The 18577-nt window shown below is 66.3% G+C and carries 14 protein-coding genes; 1 reads left to right on the forward strand and 13 read right to left on the reverse strand.

The annotated features are described in order from the left end of the window. The 5 genes from ABY44_RS26755 to ABY44_RS26775 all read right to left on the reverse strand — a co-directional run. Window positions 1-351: 2'-5' RNA ligase family protein (locus ABY44_RS26755; protein ID WP_431642680.1), on the reverse strand; the 351-nt coding region annotated here is incomplete at its 3' end. Then, window positions 348-1838, reverse strand: coding sequence for an alanine/glycine:cation symporter family protein (locus tag ABY44_RS26760; RefSeq protein ID WP_060082830.1), 1491 nt, complete (start codon window positions 1836-1838; stop codon window positions 348-350). The genes ABY44_RS26755 and ABY44_RS26760, both read right to left, overlap by 4 nt. Window positions 1839-2148: 310 nt before the next feature. Continuing rightward, entirely contained in the window at window positions 2149-3615 is a 1467-nt protein-coding gene (locus ABY44_RS26765; RefSeq protein ID WP_021162703.1) for a glutamate synthase subunit beta, read from the reverse strand. 85 nt (window positions 3616-3700) lie between these two features. Beyond that, window positions 3701-8404 carry a glutamate synthase-related protein gene (locus ABY44_RS26770; protein WP_060173900.1) on the reverse strand — a complete coding sequence of 1568 codons (4704 nt, stop codon included), beginning with the start codon at window positions 8402-8404 and terminating at the stop codon, window positions 3701-3703. 288 nt (window positions 8405-8692) lie between these two features. Next, window positions 8693-9406 (reverse strand): transposase, encoded by a 714-nt coding sequence (locus tag ABY44_RS26775; RefSeq protein ID WP_006752972.1) that lies wholly within the window; start codon window positions 9404-9406, stop codon window positions 8693-8695. Between the two features lie 193 nt (window positions 9407-9599). Between ABY44_RS26775 and ABY44_RS26780 the strand changes: the two genes are divergently transcribed. After that, window positions 9600-10331, forward strand: a complete 732-nt coding sequence (locus tag ABY44_RS26780) for an OmpW/AlkL family protein (protein WP_059698123.1) — start codon at window positions 9600-9602, stop codon at window positions 10329-10331. Between the two features lie 164 nt (window positions 10332-10495). Here the strand turns inward: ABY44_RS26780 and ugpQ are convergent, their stop codons facing one another. From ugpQ to aroK, 8 genes are all read right to left on the reverse strand, one after another. Next, window positions 10496-11260, reverse strand: coding sequence for a glycerophosphodiester phosphodiesterase (ugpQ, locus tag ABY44_RS26785; RefSeq protein WP_060173899.1), 765 nt, complete (start codon window positions 11258-11260; stop codon window positions 10496-10498). Between the two features lie 28 nt (window positions 11261-11288). Further along, window positions 11289-12374, reverse strand: a complete 1086-nt coding sequence (locus tag ABY44_RS26790) for a sn-glycerol-3-phosphate import ATP-binding protein UgpC (RefSeq protein ID WP_042977269.1) — start codon at window positions 12372-12374, stop codon at window positions 11289-11291. Between the two features lie 32 nt (window positions 12375-12406). Further along, window positions 12407-13252 carry a sn-glycerol-3-phosphate ABC transporter permease UgpE gene (ugpE, locus tag ABY44_RS26795; protein ID WP_027788562.1) on the reverse strand — a complete coding sequence of 282 codons (846 nt, stop codon included), beginning with the start codon at window positions 13250-13252 and terminating at the stop codon, window positions 12407-12409. Beyond that, window positions 13249-14133 carry a sn-glycerol-3-phosphate ABC transporter permease UgpA gene (ugpA, locus tag ABY44_RS26800; protein ID WP_027788563.1) on the reverse strand — a complete coding sequence of 295 codons (885 nt, stop codon included), beginning with the start codon at window positions 14131-14133 and terminating at the stop codon, window positions 13249-13251. The genes ugpE and ugpA overlap by 4 nt, the downstream gene beginning before the upstream one ends. A gap of 97 nt (window positions 14134-14230) precedes the next feature. Next, window positions 14231-15565 carry a sn-glycerol-3-phosphate ABC transporter substrate-binding protein UgpB gene (ugpB, locus tag ABY44_RS26805; RefSeq protein ID WP_048025746.1) on the reverse strand — a complete coding sequence of 445 codons (1335 nt, stop codon included), beginning with the start codon at window positions 15563-15565 and terminating at the stop codon, window positions 14231-14233. Window positions 15566-15655: 90 nt separating this feature from the next. Beyond that, complete coding sequence (locus ABY44_RS26810; RefSeq protein ID WP_021162708.1) at window positions 15656-16864, reverse strand: deoxyguanosinetriphosphate triphosphohydrolase; 1209 nt, start codon at window positions 16862-16864, stop codon at window positions 15656-15658. A 42-nt stretch (window positions 16865-16906) separates the two neighbouring features. Then, window positions 16907-17986 carry a 3-dehydroquinate synthase gene (gene aroB, locus ABY44_RS26815; RefSeq protein ID WP_027788565.1) on the reverse strand — a complete coding sequence of 360 codons (1080 nt, stop codon included), beginning with the start codon at window positions 17984-17986 and terminating at the stop codon, window positions 16907-16909. Beyond that, window positions 17983-18537 carry a shikimate kinase AroK gene (aroK, locus tag ABY44_RS26820; protein WP_027788566.1) on the reverse strand — a complete coding sequence of 185 codons (555 nt, stop codon included), beginning with the start codon at window positions 18535-18537 and terminating at the stop codon, window positions 17983-17985. Before aroK ends, aroB begins: the two co-directional genes overlap by 4 nt. Window positions 18538-18577 lie beyond the last annotated feature (40 nt).

Below are 18577 nucleotides of genomic sequence, written 5' to 3' on the forward strand. Positions count from 1 at the left end.
CGGCACGCCGAGTTCGCCCAGCAGCGCGACCAGCCCGGCATTCAGCGCCAGGCAGGCCGGATCGGCCGCGAGCTCCGCGACGATCAGCCTCGCGCGCGGCAGGCTCGGCCACCACGCGATCCGCTCGACCGGCAGCAACGGCAGCGCATGGGCGGCCGCGAGCGCAGGCAGATGCGCGGCCAGCGCCTCGCATCGGTCCCGTTCGATCGCGCCGATGAACGCGAGCGTCATGTGCAGTTGCGCGGACTGCGTGCGCCGCGCTCCGCGGGTGACCGGCAACGCGTGCAGCGCGTCGCGCGAGGCCGCATCGGGCATCAGCGCGACGAACGCACGGAGCCGGTCGCCGTTCATGACTCGCTCACCGCGGCACGCGGGGCGCGTGCCGTTTGAGCCGAAGCGGGACGCTGCGGCAGCGGGCCGTGCTCGCCCCACACGTCGGCCGGCAGCACACGCGCGAGCTCGGGGATCGTGTTGCGCGTGAACACCGGATCGGCGATGCCCGCCGCGCGCTGGCGACGATAGTCGGCCCACGCGGCGTGCGCATGCTTGCCGAGCGCGAGGATCGCGATCAGGTTGATGATCGCCATCAGCCCCATGCTCGTATCGGCCATGGCCCAGACGAGCGGCAGTTGCCCGACGCTGCCGAACATCACCATGCCGAGCACCGCGACACGGAACAGCGGCAGCACGCCGCGCCGCTTCGTGATGAATTCGACGTTGCCCTCCGCATACGCGTAGTTGCCGATCACCGACGAAAACGCGAGGAAGAAGATCGCGACGGCCATGTAGATGCCGCCCCAGTCGCCGACGTGGCTCGAGATCGCGCGCTGCGTGAGCGCCGCGCCTTCCATCCCCGTGCCGAGCTCGTACTGGCCCGACAGCAGGATCACGAACGCGGTCGCGCTGCAGATCACGATCGTGTCGACGAACACGCCGAGCATCTGGATCAGCCCCTGCGTGACGGGGTGCCGCGTGCTCGCGGTCGCGGCCGCGTTCGGCGCGCTGCCCATCCCCGCTTCGTTCGAGAACAGCCCGCGCTTCACGCCGATCGCGATTGCCTGGCTGACCGCGTAGCCGGTCAGGCCGCCTGCCGCCTGCTCGAGACCGAATGCGCTCCTCACGATCAGCGCGATCACGTCCGGCACGAGCGCGATGTGCGTCGCGACCGCATAGACCGCGAGCGCGAGATAGCCGATCGCCATCAGCGGCACGATCACCTGCGCGACCGTCGCGATACGGCGGATGCCGCCGAAGATGATCGGCGCGGACAGCAGCACGAGGCCGAGGCCGACCGTCTCGCGGCTCCAACCGAACGACGTATGGAATGCGTCGGCGATCGCGTTCGCCTGCACCGCGTTGAACACGAAACCGAACGCGAGGATCAGCGACAGCGAGAACAGCACGCCGAAGCCGCGCGAGCGCAGGCCCGTCTGGATGTAGTACGCGGGGCCGCCGCGATAACTGCCGTCCGGGTGCGACACCTTGAAGATCTGCGCGAGCGTCGCCTCGACGAACGCGGACGACATCCCAACCAGCGCCGTCATCCACATCCAGAAGATCGCGCCCGGCCCGCCGACCGTCAGCGCGACCGCGACGCCCGCGATGTTGCCGGTGCCGACACGGCTCGCGAGCCCGGTCGCGAACGCCTGGAACGACGAGATGCTGCCCGGCTCGCCCTTGCTGCCAACCAGTTTCATGCTGAGGAACAGCGCCTTCAGCTGGATCATCCGGAACCGCAACGTGAACCACGCACCGGCGCCGAGCAGCAGCGCGATCAGCACGTAGTTCCACAACACGCCGTTGACGGCGTCGATCAGCCCATGCAGGAGTGCTTCCATCCGGTTTCCTTGTAAATAGGGTCAGTCATGAGCGTCGACCGCGAACGCGGCCGAGGGGCGACATGATATGACAGTTTCCAAGGAATATTACAAAACGAAAGGATTTGGGATGACGAGAAATCGCATCCGGATGTCATCAGGTTAGACGACGCTTCGCGAAAATGATGCGTGTCGGCACGGCAAGGCAGCCCGATCGGACGGCGCCGTCTCGCACGCGAAACCGGCGCGCCCCGGCTGGCGCCGGCCATAAAAAAACCGGGCGCCCTTTCGGACGCCCGGCTTTCGTCGAAACCCGCTCGCGATATTCAGCTCAGCGCGGCAGGTTCGAATGCCCCATCAGGTACGCATCGACCGAGCGCGCGCACTGGCGGCCTTCGCGGATCGCCCACACCACGAGCGACTGGCCGCGACGCATGTCGCCCGCGGCGAACACCTTGTCGACCGACGTGTAGTACGAGCGATCGCCTTCGGTCGCCGCACGCGCGTTGCCGCGCGCGTCCTTCGCGACGCCGAACGCTTCGAGCACCGGCGCCGCCGGCTGCGTGAAGCCCATCGCGAGCAGGACGAGATCGGCCTTCAGTTCGAACTCCGAGCCCGGCACTTCCTGCATCTTGCCGTCCTTCCACTCGACGCGCGCGGCGATCAGCTTCTCGACCTTGCCGTTCTTGCCTTCGAGACGCTTCGTCGCGACCGCCCAGTCGCGCTCGCAGCCTTCCTCGTGCGACGACGACGTGCGCAGCTTGATCGGCCAGTACGGCCACACGAGCGGCTTGTTCTCCTCTTCCGGCGGCTGCGGCAGCAGCTCGAACTGCGTGACCTGCTTCGCGCCGTGACGGTTCGACGTGCCGACGCAGTCGGAACCCGTATCGCCGCCGCCGATCACGATCACGTGCTTGCCCTTCGCGAGCAGCTGGTCGGCGAGCTTGTCGCCCGCGTTCACGCGGTTCTGCTGCGGCAGGAAGTCCATCGCGTAATGCACGCCGGCGAGCTCGCGGCCCGGCACCGGCAGGTCGCGCGGCGTTTCCGAACCGCCCGCGATCACGACCGCGTCGAATTCTTCCTTCAGCGTGTCCGGAGAAATGGTTTCCTTCGCGAGGCTGCCGATCGACTCGGGCAGCGGATCCTTGCCGATGAACACGCTGGTGCGGAACGTCACGCCTTCCGCTTCCATCTGGCGCATGCGGCGGTCGATCAGCCACTTCTCGAGCTTGAAGTCGGGGATCCCGTAACGCAGCAGGCCGCCGACACGATCGTTCTTCTCGAACACCGTCACGTCGTGGCCCGCGCGCGCGAGCTGCTGCGCGGCGGCGAGGCCCGCGGGGCCCGAACCGACGACCGCAACCTTCTTGCCCGTCTTGTGCTCGGCCGGCAGCGGCTTCACCCAGCCTTCCGCCCAGGCCTTGTCGATGATCGCGTGCTCGATCGACTTGATGCCGACCGGGTCGTTGTTGATCCCGAGCGTGCACGCCGCCTCGCACGGCGCCGGGCAGATGCGGCCCGTGAACTCCGGGAAGTTGTTGGTCGAGTGCAGGACTTCGATCGCCTGCTGCCAGTCCTGGCGGTAAACGAGATCGTTGAAATCCGGAATGATGTTGTTGACCGGGCAGCCGTTGTTGCAGAACGGGATGCCGCAATCCATGCAGCGTGCGCCCTGGACCTTCGCGTCCGCGTCGGTCAGTGCCGCGACGAATTCCTTGTAGTGCTTCACGCGCGTGAGCGGTGCTTCGTACGCCTCGTGGCGGCGTTCGAACTCCAGAAAACCGGTTGCCTTGCCCATAAGGTGCTCTTCTGTTCGGTGTATCGGGTGGGGGAGCCGCGCGCGGCCGTCAGGCGCGCGCGGCATTCGCTATGTCGTTCGTCGCTCAGGCGGCCAGTTCTTCCTTCGCCGCCTTCTTCGCACCGATCTCGCCCAGCGCGCGCTTGTATTCGTGCGGGAACACCTTCACGAACTGGCGGCGCGCCGCGTCCCAGTTTTCCAGCAGCGACTTCGCGCGCGGCGAACCCGTGAACTGGAAATGACGCTCGACGAGCCCCTTGAGCAGCGCTTCGTCCGTCGTGCCTGCGTGCCAGAGTGCGCGGTCGACCGTGCGCTCCTGCTCGGCCTGCTGCAGCACCGGCTCGAGCGCGACCATCGACTTGTTGCACTTCGCCGCGAACGTGCCTTCCGGATCGTAGATGTACGCGAGACCGCCCGACATGCCGGCCGCGAAGTTGCGCCCGGTCTCGCCGAGCACAACGACCGTACCGCCCGTCATGTATTCGCAGCCGTGGTCGCCCGTGCCTTCGACGACCGCCGTCGCGCCCGAGTTGCGCACGCAGAAGCGCTCGCCCGCGACGCCGCGGAAGAACGATTCGCCTTCGATCGCGCCGTACATCACCGTGTTGCCGCAGATGATGTTTTCCTCGGACTTGCCGCGGAAGTCGTTGGTCGGACGGATGATGATCCGGCCGCCCGACAGGCCCTTGCCGACGTAGTCGTTGCCGTCGCCGACGAGGTCGAGCGTCACGCCCTTCGCGAGGAACGCGCCGAAGCTCTGGCCGGCCGTGCCCTTCAGCTGGATGTGCACCGCGTCGTCGGCCAGGCCTTCGTGGCCGTGCTTCTTCGCGATCACGCCCGACAGCATCGCGCCGACCGTGCGGTTCACGTTGCGCACCGGCTGGATGAACGATACGTGCTCGCCGTTCTCGATCGCCGCCTTCGCCTTCTCGATCAGCACGTGATCGAGTGCACGCTCGAGGCCGTGATCCTGCACGTCGACGTGGCGCGGTGCGACGTCCTCGCACTCTTCCGGCTGGTAGAACACGCGCGAGAAGTCGAGGCCCTTCGCCTTCCAGTGCTCGATGCCCTTGCGGGTGTCGAGCAGGTCGGCACGGCCGATCAGGTCGTCGAACTTCGCGACGCCGAGCTGCGCCATGATCTCGCGCACTTCCTCGGCGACGAAGAAGAAGTAGTTCACGACGTGCTCGGGCTGGCCCTTGAACTTCGCACGCAGCACCGGATCCTGCGTCGCGACGCCGACCGGGCACGTGTTCAGGTGGCACTTGCGCATCATGATGCAGCCTTCGACGACGAGCGGTGCCGTCGCGAAGCCGAATTCGTCCGCGCCGAGCAGCGCGCCGATCACGACGTCGCGGCCCGTCTTCATCTGGCCGTCGGCCTGCACGCGGATCCGGCCGCGCAGGCGGTTCAGCACCAGCGTCTGCTGCGTTTCGGCCAGGCCGAGTTCCCACGGCGTGCCCGCGTGCTTGACCGACGACAGCGGCGACGCACCCGTGCCGCCGTCATGGCCGGCGATCACGACGTGATCGGCCTTCGCCTTCGCGACACCGGCCGCGACCGTGCCCACGCCCACTTCCGACACGAGCTTCACCGAGATGCTCGAGCTCGGGTTCACGTTCTTCAGGTCGTGGATCAGCTGCGCCAGATCCTCGATCGAGTAGATGTCGTGGTGCGGCGGCGGCGAGATCAGGCCGACACCCGGCACCGAGTAACGCAGCTTGCCGATGTACTCGGACACCTTGTGGCCCGGCAGCTGGCCGCCTTCGCCCGGCTTCGCGCCCTGCGCCATCTTGATCTGGATCTGGTCGGCCGACGCCAGGTACTCGGCGGTGACGCCGAAGCGGCCCGACGCGACCTGCTTGATCTTCGAGCGCAGCGAATCGCCGTCCTTCAGCGGAATGTCGCTGACGATCTCTTCGCCGATCACCGACTTCAGCGTCTCGCCCGACTTGATCGGAATGCCGCGCAGCTCGTTGCGGTAACGCTTCTCGTCCTCGCCGCCTTCGCCGGTGTTCGACTTGCCGCCGATCCGGTTCATCGCGATCGCGAGCGTCGCGTGCGCTTCGGTGCTGATCGAACCGAGCGACATCGCGCCCGTCGCAAAGCGCTTGACGATGTCCTTCGCCGGCTCGACGTCGTCGATCGGAATCGCCTTGGTCGGCTCGACCTTGAACTCGAACAGGCCGCGGAACGTCATGTGACGCTTGGTCTGGTCGTTGATCAGGTGCGCGTATTCCTTGTACGTCTGGTACGAGTTGCTGCGCGTCGCGTGCTGGAGCTTCGCGATCGAATCCGGCGTCCACATGTGGTCTTCGCCGCGCACGCGGTACGCGTACTCGCCGCCCGCGTCGAGCATGTCGCGCAGGACCGGGTTGTCGCCGAATGCGTCGCGGTGCAGGCGGATCGCTTCTTCCGCGACTTCGAACAGGCCGATGCCGCCGACCTTCGACGCCGTGCCCTTGAAGTACTTCTCGACGAGGTCGCTCGACAGGCCGAGCGCTTCGAAGATCTGCGCGCCCGTGTACGACATGTACGTCGAGATGCCCATCTTCGACATCACCTTCTGCAGGCCCTTGCCGACCGCCTTCGTGAAGTTGTAGACGGCCTTCTCCGGCGACAGGTCGCCCGGCAGGCCTTCGGCCATCTTCGCGAGCGTTTCCATCGCGAGGTACGGGTGCACGGCTTCCGCGCCGTAGCCCGCGAGCAGCGCGAAGTGGTGCGTCTCACGTGCGGAGCCCGTCTCGACGACGAGGCCCGTGCTCGTGCGCAGCCCTTGCTGGACGAGGTGCGTGTGGATCGCCGACGTGGCGAGCAGCGCCGGGATCGCGACATGCTCGGCGTCCGTCTTGCGGTCGGACACGATCAGCATGTTGTAGCCCGACTTCACCGCGTCGACGGCTTCCGCGCACAGCGACGCGAGACGCGCCTCGATGCCTTCCTTGCCCCAGGCGACGGGATAGCAGATGTTCAGTTCGTACGCGCTGAACTTGCCGCCCGTGTACTGGTCGATCGCGCGGATCTTCGCGATGTCCTTGAAGTCGAGCACCGGCTGCGACACTTCGAGACGCATCGGCGGGTTGATGTTGTTCGTGTCGAGCAGGTTCGGCTTCGGGCCGATGAACGACACGAGCGACATGACCATGTTCTCGCGGATCGGGTCGATCGGCGGGTTCGTGACCTGCGCGAACAGCTGCTTGAAGTAGTGATAGAGCGTCTTGTTCTTGTTCGACATGACCGCGAGCGGCGAGTCGTTGCCCATCGAACCGACGGCCTCTTCGCCCTGCTGCGCCATCGGCGCCATCAGGAACTTCAGGTCTTCCTGCGTATAGCCGAACGCCTGCTGGCGGTCGAGCAGCGCGGCGCCCTGCGTACGGCCGGCCGCGACTTCCTCGGCCTTCGGCTCGATCTCGTCGAGCTTGATGCGCACCGCGTCGATCCAGCTCTTGTACGGCTTCGCGTTCGCGAGGTTGTCCTTGAGCTCCTTGTCGTCGATGATGCGGCCGTGTTCCATGTCGATCAGGAACATCTTGCCCGGCTGCAGGCGCCACTTCTTGACGATCTTCGATTCGGGGATCGGCAGCGTGCCGGCTTCCGACGCCATGATGACGAGGTCGTCGTCGGTGACGATGTAGCGCGCCGGACGCAGGCCGTTACGGTCGAGCGTCGCGCCGATCTGGCGGCCGTCGGTGAACGCGATCGCGGCCGGGCCGTCCCACGGCTCCATCATCGCGGCGTGGTATTCGTAGAACGCGCGGCGGTTCTCGTCCATCAGCGTGTGCTGTTCCCATGCTTCCGGGATCATCATCATCACCGCGTGCACGAGCGGGTAGCCGGCCATCACCAGCAGTTCGAGACAGTTGTCGAACGAGGCCGTATCGGACTGGCCCGGGTAGATCAGCGGCCACAGCTTCGGAAGATCGTCGGCGAGCACGTGCGACGCGATCGCGCCGGTACGCGCGTTCAGCCAGTTCACGTTGCCCTTCACGGTGTTGATCTCGCCGTTGTGCGCGATCATCCGGTACGGGTGAGCCAGCTCCCATGCCGGGAACGTGTTGGTCGAGAAGCGCTGGTGCACGAGCGCGAGCGCCGACACGACGCGCGTGTCCTGCAGGTCGCGGTAGTACACGCCGACCTGGCCCGCGAGCAGCAGCCCCTTGTAGACGATCGTGCGCGCCGACATCGACGGCACGAAGTATTCCTTGCCGTGCTTGAGCTTCAGCGCCTGGATGCGGTGGCTGGCCGTCTTGCGGATCACGTACAGCTTCCGCTCGAGCGCGTCCGTCACCATGATGTCCTTGCCGCGGCCGATGAAGATCTGACGGATCAGCGGCTCGCTCGCCTTCACGGTCGGCGAAATCGGCATCGCGTGGTCGACCGGCACGTCGCGCCAGCCGAGCACGACCTGGCCTTCGGCCTTCACCGTGCGCTCGAGCTCCTGCTCGCACGCGAGACGCGATGCGTTTTCCTTCGGCAGGAAGATCATGCCGACCCCATATTCGCCGGCCGGCGGCAGGTTCACGCCCTGCTTCGCCATTTCCTCGCGATAGAACGCGTCCGGAATCTGGATCAGGATGCCTGCGCCGTCGCCCATCAGCGGATCGGCACCGACCGCGCCACGGTGATCGAGGTTCTCGAGGATCTTCAGACCCTGCTGAATGATCTCGTGGCTCTTCTTGCCCTTGATGTGAGCGACGAAGCCGACGCCGCAGGCGTCGTGTTCGTTTTGCGGGTCATACAGACCTTGTGCGGCGGGCACCGCGGCGAGCGGCTGCTGGTGGTCGTTCATGGGGACACCGTCGTAAAGGGGGCCTGGAGGCCGTTGAACCATTTTCTTGTTGCCGTCGATCCCGCTCCCGACGGGAGACGGCGCGGCCGACAGTGGGTGGGCATGCTTCGCCCGGGCCACCGGAATTCGGAATATACGCGACGAATCAAGGGAATAGCAACAAAAACCGCTTGATCGAACCCCAATTAAACGAATGCTTCGATCTGGTGCTGTTTTATTGGGGTCGTATCGTTTTGGTGCAAAAAGAAGCGGCGCCCGCAGCGCCGCTTCTGGCCCGCCTTTCCGGCGTTACTGCTGGATCGGCGGCGTGTTCTCGCGCACCTTTCTGGGGCGTCCGCGCGGCAGCGGCGACACGCGCCGGTTCGCCGTGCGCGCCGCCCACTCGCGATAGTTCTCGCCGCCGAGCACCCAGCCTTTCAGCGTCGCCTGCTGCAGCTGGTCGGCCTGCCGCTCGTCGAGCGGCTGCTCGCACAGCTCCTTGTACGCGCGCTGGCGGTCGAACGGCGTATTGCCGAGCGCCCAGTAGAGCGGATGGTCGGTGATCAGGCTGTCGACGGTGAGCCCGACGTGATGCCGGTAGCTCGACCAGCGATAGGCGTCCGGCGTCGCGACCAGCTGCGCGCGCACCGGGCTCATCTCGACGACGCGGCTCGCGAGCAGGAAATAGCGCTCGCCCTCGATCACGGTCGCGCGATAGCGGCCTTCCCACAGGGTGCCGCGCCGCGAATAGCGCCGGTTGAAATGCGCGACGTAGCGGCGGCCGACAGCCTGCATCGCTTTCGGCAGGCTCGCCTCGTCGCTCGGCGTGACGAGCAGTTGCACCTGGCGCGGCAGCAGCACGTAGGCGTGCACCGACAGGTGATGATCGCGCGCGGCGGCCTTCAGGCAATCGATGAAGAGTTCGTAGTCCTGGTCGTCGACGAACGCGGGTTGCTGATCCAGGCCGCGCAGTATCACGTGCTGCGGCTGGTCGGGAACGTAGAGTCGTGCTAACCGTGCCATGCTGAATGTCCGTTTGAACGCGTTAGGAAATACCCGAGGGTCCGGAAGTGCGCACTTGCACAGAATGCCCGTCCTGTCGGTGCGCGGATGCGTACGGTCGTACTAATCCTAGGGTGAAAACTCTAACTTACGAGCTTGTTTGGTTTTAAACGCAGTCGTCATAATGAGCACGCCTTAGATCGGAGGAGACACAATGAAACGAAAACTGGCCATTACGGGGGCTGCAGCGCTCGCATTTACGTTTGCGGGCGGTACGGCACATGCACAATCCGCAGGTGATTTCTACGTCAGCACCGGCTGGCTGCACCTTGCGCCGCAGGACAGCAGCGACCCGCTGTTCCTGTACGGCGTAGGCGGCACGCCGATCAACCAGTCGGTTCCCAACACCGGCGCCGGCATCAGCGACGCCGACACGCTCGCACTGGCAACCGGTTACTTCGTGACCGACCACATCGCTACCGAGTTCATCGCCGGCATCCCGCCGAAGTTCGACATCACCGGCAAGGGCCAGTTCTCGCGTTTCGGTACGCTCGGCCGTGCGTACCAATGGAGCCCCGCGCTCCTCCTGAAGTACTACTTCAACGACGCCAACGCGAAGTTCCGTCCGTATGTCGGCATCGGCGCTTCGTATATCTGGTTCACCGGCGCAAAGATCACGAACAGCGCATTCGAGAACGGCGTGCTCGGCGGCCCGACCAACGCGCAGACCAGCAACCAGTGGGCGCCCGTCTTCAACGCCGGCTTCACGTACAACTTCACGAAACACTGGTTCGCCGGCTTCTCGATGTCGTACATCCCGGTGAGCGTGACCGCGACCTTCACGACGGCCAAGCGGACCCAGGTCGGCACGCTGACCGAAACGTCGAAGGCTCACATCTCGCTGAACCCGATCGTCACGTACCTGAACGTCGGCTACCGCTTCTAAGCGTAGTCGAATATTTGGGGAATGGTTAATCCTGCTGCAATTTGTAGCGGATTTTTCCTGACGTAACGTCTCCACGATGTAAAACGCCCCGGCGGAAATCCCGCCGGGGCGTCGTTTTTTTGTCTCAGGGTCTTCCCGTACGCGCCGCCGCGCGGGGCATTCCGCTACGCGATGTCGTCCAGCGCATCGGGGGCAATCAGGTCGATCCGGTCCGTGCAGACCGCGTCGACACCCCAGCGCGCAAGTTCGCGAGCCCGTTCGAGGTCGTTCACCGTGTAAACCAGGATGCGCAGGCCGGCCGCCTTGATCGCGCACACGAGCGGTTCATCCAGCCGTTTGTGGTCTGCATGCAACGAAACGCAGCCGAGCGCGCCGACAACCTGCGCATGCCAGTCGTCCGGCACGGCCTCGTAAAGCATCCCGCGCGGCAGCGCCGGCGCCGTCGCGCGTGCCTGTTGCAGCGCATCGAACGAGAACGACGACAAGAGCGGCGCCACCGCGGCGTCGCGCCAGTACGCGGCCGCGTCGGCCGCCACGCGCTGCCCGGTCTCGCGCTCGCGCCCCGGGCACGGCTTGATCTCGACGTTGGCGGCCAGCCCGTGCGCGATGCAGCGCGCCGCCGCCGCCTCGAGCGTCGGCATCCGCTCGCCCGCGAAGCGCGCGTCGCGCCACGCGCCGGCATCGAGTGCGGCCAGCGCCTCGTATCGCATGCCCGCCGCCGGCCCGTGACCGTTCGACGTCCGGTCGACCGTGTCGTCGTGCAGCAGGAACGTCACGTCATCGGCCGACAGCTTCGCGTCGAATTCGACCATCCGGTGGCCACGGCGCGCGCCCTCGTCGAGCGCGGCGAGCGTGTTCTCCGGCGCGAGCGTGCCGCCGCCGCGATGGGCGACGACGCGCGGATAGGGCCAGTCGGTACGGGTTGTCATCGTCGGTCTCCCGGCAGGTGCAGCAGGTTCAGCCGGCACGCTTGCCGGTCTCCGGATCGAAGAAATGCAGCCGGTGCGCGGGCAGTGCTGCGGCCAGCGCCGTGCCGCGCGCGGGGCGGTCCGCGTGCGGCAGGCGCACCGCGACGTCGTGGTTGCCCCAGCGGCCGTGCGCGAGGTTGTCCGCGCCGAGCAGCTCGCACGAGTCGACCGGCAGCGTCGCCTGCGCGACGCCCGGCTGCGGTGTCATGTGCTCCGGACGCACGCCGAGCACCCAGTCGCGCCCGGTGGCGATCTCGGCGCCGATGCCGGGCGAACCGGCGACCGGCAGCGCGGGGCCGCCGCCCGCGACCGTAAACGTCGCGCCGTCGTCCGACAGCCGGCCGTGCATCAGGTTCATCGCGGGCGAGCCGATGAAGCCCGCGACGAACACCGTTGCCGGCTTCTCGTACACGTCGACCGGCGCGCCGATCTGCTCCGCGTAGCCGCGGTTCATCACGATCACGCGCTGCGCGAGCGTCATCGCCTCGATCTGGTCGTGGGTCACGTAGACGCTCGTCGTCGCGAGCCGCGCATGCAGCCGCTGGATCTCGAGCCGCATCTGCACGCGCAATTTCGCGTCGAGGTTCGACAACGGCTCGTCGAACAGGAACACCGACGGCTCGCGCACGATCGCGCGCCCCATCGCGACGCGCTGCCGCTGGCCGCCCGACAGCTCGCGCGGGCGCCGCGCGAGCAGCGGCTCGAGTTCGAGGATCTTCGCGGCCGCCGCCACCCGCGAGTCGATCGTCGCGCGCTCGATCCCGCGGATCTTCAGCCCGTAGCCCATGTTCTGCGCGACCGTCATGTGCGGATACAGCGCATAGTTCTGGAACACCATCGCGATGTCGCGATCCTTCGGCTCCAGCGTGTTGACGACGCGCTCGCCGATCGCGATCTCGCCGTCCGTCACCGTCTCGAGCCCCGCGATCATCCGCAGCAACGTCGACTTGCCGCAGCCCGACGGGCCGACCAGCACGATGAATTCGCCGTCGGCGATCTCCACGTCGATGCCATGCAGCACGTGCTGCTTGCCGTCGTAGGATTTCCTGACGCCCTTCAAGCTCAGCGCAGCCATACCTGGTCCTTCTCCCGGTTACCGTCCGTGGTTCATTTCTCGGAATCGACGAGGCCGCGCACGAACCAGCGCTGCATCGCCAGCACGACGACGAGCGGCGGAATCATCGCCAGCAGCGTCGCCGCCATCACGTATTGCCATTCGGTCGCGGCGTCGCCGCTCGCGATCATCATCTTGATGCCCACCACCGCCGTCGACAGCGATGCCTCCGTCGTGATCAGGATCGGCCACAGGTACTGGCTCCAGCCATAGATGAACGTGATCACGAACAGCGCCGCGATGCTCGTCTTCGACAGCGGCAGCACGACGTCCCAGAAGAAGCGCATCGGCCCCGCGCCGTCGATGCGCGCGGCGTCCATCAGTTCGTCGGGCAGCGTCATGAAGAACTGCCGGAACAGGAACGTCGCGGTGGCCGACGCGATCAGCGGCAGCGTCAGCCCGGCGTAGGTGTTCGTCAGATGCAGCGTCGACACGACCTGCACGGTCGGGAAGATCCGCACTTCCACCGGCAGCATCAACGTGACGAAGATCAGCCAGAACGCCGTGTTGCGGAACGGAAAGCGGAAATAGACGATCGCGTACGCGGACAGGATCGACACCGCGATCTTGCCGACCGAGATGCCGAGCGCCATCGCGAAGCTGTTGACGAGCAGGCGGCCGAACGGCGCCGTCGCGGCGCCGCTGCCGTGGCCCCAGATATAGGCGATGTTCTCGAACAGGTGCGTGCTCGGCACGAGCGACAGCGGCACCGTGAGCACTTCCTGCGCGCTCATCGTCGCCGCACAGAACGCGACGTAGACGGGGAACACGATCAGCACGACGCCCGCGATCAGCACCGCGTGGCAGAACAGGTCGAAACCCTTGCGATTTTCGATCATGCGTATTGCACCCTGCGTTCGACGAAACGGAACTGGATCACCGTGAGCCCGACGACGATGATCATCAGTACGACCGACTGCGCGCCGGAGCTGCCGATGTCGAGCCCCTGGAAGCCTTCCGCGTAGATCTTGTAGATCAGCGTCTTCGTGCTCTGCGCGGGGCCGCCGCCGGTGGCCGCGTCGATCACCGGGAACGTGTCGAAGAACGAATAGACGAGGTTGACGACCAGCAGGAAGAAACTGGTGGGCGACAGCAGCGGCAGCACGAGGTTGAAGAAACGTCGCACCGGCCCCGCGCCGTCGATCGCCGCCGCCTCGATCAGCGAACGCGGAATCGCCTGCAGGCCCGCGTAGAAGAACAGGAAGTTGTAGCTCACCTGCTTCCACACCGACGCGAGCACGACAAGGAACATCGCCTGCCCGCCGTTCAGCGCGTGATTCCACACGATGCCGCCCTTCGCGAGCGCATAGGTGATCAGGCCGATGCTCGGATTGAACAGGAACGCCCACAGCACGGCGGCGATCGTCGGCGCGACCGCGTACGGCCAGATCAACAGCGTGCGATATGTGCGCGCGCCACGGGTCACGCGGTCCGCGCACGCGGCGAGCAGCAGCGACACGACGAGCCCGCTCACCGTGACGAGCGTGCTGAACACGAGCGTCGTGCGGAACGAATCGAGATACAGCGGATCGGCGAACAGGTGCGTGAAGTTCGCGAAGCCGACGAATTCACTCGACGTGCCGAACGCGTCCTGCATCTGCGTCGACTGCCATAGCGCGACGCCGGCCGGCCACAGGAAGAACACGGCGGTGATCGCGAGTTGCGGCGCGATCAGCAGGTACGGCAGCAGGCTCGTGCCGAAACGGGAACGGGATTGCATCGCGGATATCCGGTCAGGCGAAACGGAAAGGAAACCGCGCCGCCGGCCGGCCCGCGCGCTTGCGCGGCGCGGCCGGCGGCACGAACGCGATGCGCGCTCAGCTGCCCGACTTCTCGAAGCGGCGCAGCAGCTCGTTGCCGCGCGAGGCCGCCGAATCGAGCGCGTCCTTCGGCGATTTCTTCTGCGCCCAGACCTGTTCGAACTCCTCGTCGACGACCGTGCGGATCTGCGGCATGTTGCCCAGGCGCAGCCCCTTCGTGTACGGCAGCGGCGGCTTGTTCAGCATCTGCTTGATCGCGGTTTCGGCGCTCGGGTTCTTCGCGTAGAAGCCCTGTTCGCGCGTCAGGTCGTACGCCGCCTTGGTGACCGGCAGGTAACCCGTGTCCTGGTGCCACTTCGCGGCGACGGCCGGCGATGCGAGAAACGCGAGGAATTTCGCGACGCCCTTGTAGGTCGCCGGATCCTTGCCCGCCAGCACCCACAGGCTCGCGCCGCCGATGATCGCGTTCTGCGGCGCGCCCTTCACGTTCGCGTCGTACGGCATCATGCCCGTGCCGAAGCTGAACTTCGCGAACTTCTGCAGGTTCGCGAGCGCGCCCGACGACGTCGTCATGATCCCGCAGTCGCCGCTGTAGAACTTCGCCGATGCTTCGTCCTTGCGGCCCGCGTACGTGAACGTGCCGTCCTTCGCCATCTGCTGCAGGAACGACACGTGCGCGATCTGCTGCGGCTTGTTGAATTCGAGCACGGCGTCCGTACCGTCGAAGCCGTTGTTGCGGCTCGCGAACGGCAGTGCATGCCACGCGCTGTAGTTTTCGAGCTGGATCCAGCCCTGCCAGCCGGTCGTGAAGCCGCACGCCATCCCCGACTTGCGCAGTTTCTCGGCATCGTCCTTCACGTCGGCCCACGTCTTCGGCGGCTGGTTCGGATCGAGCCCGGCCTTCTTGAACGCGTCCTTGTTGTAGTACAGCACCGGCGTCGAGCTGTTGAACGGCATCGACACGAGATGGCCCGTCTTCGCGTCGCTGTAGTAGCTCGCGATGGTCGGCACGAACGCCTTTTCGTCGAGCGGCACGCCGGCCTGCCTGAACACGTCGTAGACGGGCACGACGGCCTTCTTCGCCTGCATCATCGTGGCCGTGCCGACTTCATAGACCTGGAGGATCGCCGGCGCATTGCCGCTGCGGTAGGCCGCGATGCCGGCCGCGAGCGCCTGGTCGTAGGTGCCCTTGAAGACCGGCACGATCTTGTAGTCGCTCTGCGACGCGTTGAACTGGTCGGCGATCGCGTTGACCCGCTCGCCGAGCGCGGCCTCCATCGCATGCCAGAACTGGATTTCCGTCGCGGCGAGCGCCACGTGCTGCACCCCGAACATCAACGCGCCGCCGAGCGCGATCGAACGAACCAGTGTCCCCGCAGGCTTCTTCTTCATCGACCTCTCTCCTATGAAAACGTTACCAACAGCGTGTGCAACATTCCCATCGCCATTGAACCGGCGAAGTCTAGTGATCGTTTGTGACAGTCAGTTGTCGTTGATGACGAACAGGCGCTGATACTCCTTCAGCGCGAAGCGGTCGGTCATGCCGGCGATGTAGTGCGCGACGAGGCGCGGCTGCTGCGCGGCGTCGTCGGACTGGTACGGCGGCGGCAGCAGCCGCGGATCGTCGATGAACGCATCGAACAGCCCGGTGACGACGCGCTGCGCCTTGCTCGCCATGCGCATCACCTTGTAGTGGCGATAGAGGTTCTTGAAGAGGAAACGCTTGAGGGCGGCCGCCTGGGCGGCAACGGATTCGCTGTGCGACACGAGCGGCGGCGCCGCGCGCACGTCGTCGAGCGACGCCGGTGCGACGCGTGCGAGATTGCGCGTCGTTTCGTCGATCAGGTCGACGATCAGCGTGTTGATGATGCGGCGCACCGTCTCGTGCACGAGACGGCGGCCTTCGAGGTGCGGGAACTCGGCGAGCGCCGCCTCGTAGTGGCGCTGCCACAGCTCGACTTCCGCGAGCTGCTCGATCGTGATCAGGCCGGAACGCAGGCCGTCGTCGACGTCGTGGTTGTTGTACGCGATCTCGTCCGCGATGTTGGCAAGCTGCGCTTCGAGCGACGGCTGGCGGCCCTGCAGGAAGCGCTCGCCGAGCGCGCCGAGCTTGCGCGCATTCTCGCGCGAGCAGTGCTTCAGAATGCCTTCGCGTGTCTCGAAGCACAGGTTCAGCCCGTTGAACGCGCCGTAGTGCTCCTCGAGCTCGTCGACGACCGCCAGGCTCTGCAGGTTGTGCTCGAAGCCGCCATGCTCGCGCATGCAGGCGTTCAGCGCGTCCTGCCCGGCATGGCCGAACGGCGTATGGCCGAGATCGTGCGCGAGCGAGATCGCCTCGACGAGATCCTCGTTCAGGCGCAGGTTGCGCGCGACCGAGCGGGCGATCTGCGCGACTTCGAGGCTGTGCGTGAGACGCGTGCGGAACAGGTCGCCTTCATGATTGACGAAGACCTGTGTCTTGTATTCGAGCCGGCGAAACGCGGTCGAATGGACGATGCGGTCGCGGTCGCGCTGGAATTCGGTGCGCGCCGCCGGTGGCGTTTCCGGATGGCGGCGGCCGCGCGACTGCGACGCGTGTGCGGCATACGGAGCGAGATGGGCTTCCAGCGCCGCCAGTGTCGGCGGCTCGGCCACCGGCGCAGCGGATACGCGGCCGGCTTCGGGCAGTGTGCTGCTGGATGTCTCGCTCACGTCTCCTCCATGTCAGGGGCGCCGTTGCATCCGGGCCGCCCGTTAGCGCGTCGTCTGCGCCAGTGTAGCGAATACGGCTTCGTCCGGCGCCTGCGTGATCAGCGTATCGCCGAATCGCTTCAGCAGGATGAACTTGATCGCGCCGGCCTCCGCCTTCTTGTCGACGCGCATCAGGTCCATGTAGCGCGCGTCGCCGAGCGCGGGCCCGCGGGTCGGCAGGTGCGCAGCCGCGATCACCGCATCGAGGCGCTGCCGCGACGCTTCGTCGAGCAGGCCGAGCCGCACCGACAGGTCGCCCGCCATCACCATCCCGCAGCCGACCGCCTCGCCGTGCAGCCACTCGCCGTAGCCGAGCCCGGCTTCGATCGCATGACCGAACGTGTGGCCGAAGTTCAGGATCGCGCGCAGGCCGCCTTCGCGTTCGTCGGCCGCCACCACGCTCGCCTTGATCTCGCACGAGCGCTTCACCGCGTGCGCGAGCGCCGCCGGGTCGCGACGGTTCAGCGCGTCGACGTTCGCCTCGATCCAGTCGAAGAATGCCGCATCGGCGATCGCGCCGGTCTTGATGATCTCGGCGACACCGGCCGCCAGTTCACGATCGGGCAGCGTCGTCAGCGCGCCGATGTCCGCGATCACGGCCTGCGGCTGGTAGAACGCGCCGATCATGTTCTTGCCGAGCGGGTGGTTGATGCCCGTCTTGCCACCGACCGACGAATCGACCTGCGACAGCAGCGTCGTCGGCACCTGGATGAACGGCACGCCGCGCATGTAGCATGCGGCCGCAAAGCCCGTCATGTCGCCGATCACGCCGCCGCCGAGCGCGACGAGCGTCGTCTTGCGGTCCGCGCGGTCGGTCAGCAGGCCGTCGAAGATCAGGTTCAGCGTCTCCCAGTTCTTGTACGCCTCGCCGTCCGGCAGCACGACCGTCGACACGCGCTTGCCGAGCGGCGCGAGCGCCGCGCGCAGCGCGTCGCCGTAGAGCGGATCGACCGTCGTGTTCGTGACGATCGTGACGGAAGAACCCTTGATGTGAGGTGCGAACAGCTCGGCGCGGCCGATCAGGCCGGCGCCAATGTGAATCGGGTAGGCGCGGTCGCCCAGGTCGACGTTGACAGTAATCATGCTTGTAGCGGCTTGGCGATGACGCCCGCCAGTTCGAGTTGCATCAGCACCATGTTGACGAGACCGTTGACCGACGGACGGCCGGTCTCGATGACGAAATCCGCGCATTCGCGGTACAGCGGGTCGCGCACTTCATACAGCGCTTCGAGGCGCCCCTTCGGGTCTTCGGTCTGCAGCAGCGGGCGGTTCTTGTCCTTGCGCGTGCGCAGCCACAGGTCGTGCGGGTTCGCGCGCAGGTAGACGACGATACCGTTGCTTTTCAGGCAGTCGCGATTTTCCGGGCGCAGCACCGCGCCGCCGCCCGTCGCGAGCACGATGTTCTCGCGCTGCGTGAGATCGGCGATGACCTGCGTTTCGCGATCGCGAAACCCGGCCTCGCCCTCCAGCTCGAAGATCACCGGAATGCGCGCGCCCGTGCGGGCCTCGATTTCGTGGTCGGAGTCGAAGAACGTCCTGTCGAGACGACGCGCGACCGCACGGCCCACGGTGGTCTTACCCGCTCCCATAAGGCCGACGAAAAATACGTTTGCATGTGGGTCCCGCGCTTGCAACGGCTTCCTCTGCTTCAATCTTGCTGGTGTGTGGCGCAGC

The organism is Burkholderia sp. ZZQ-2, from assembly GCF_050768715.1.
Taxonomy (GTDB): Bacteria; Pseudomonadota; Gammaproteobacteria; order Burkholderiales; family Burkholderiaceae; genus Burkholderia; species Burkholderia cepacia.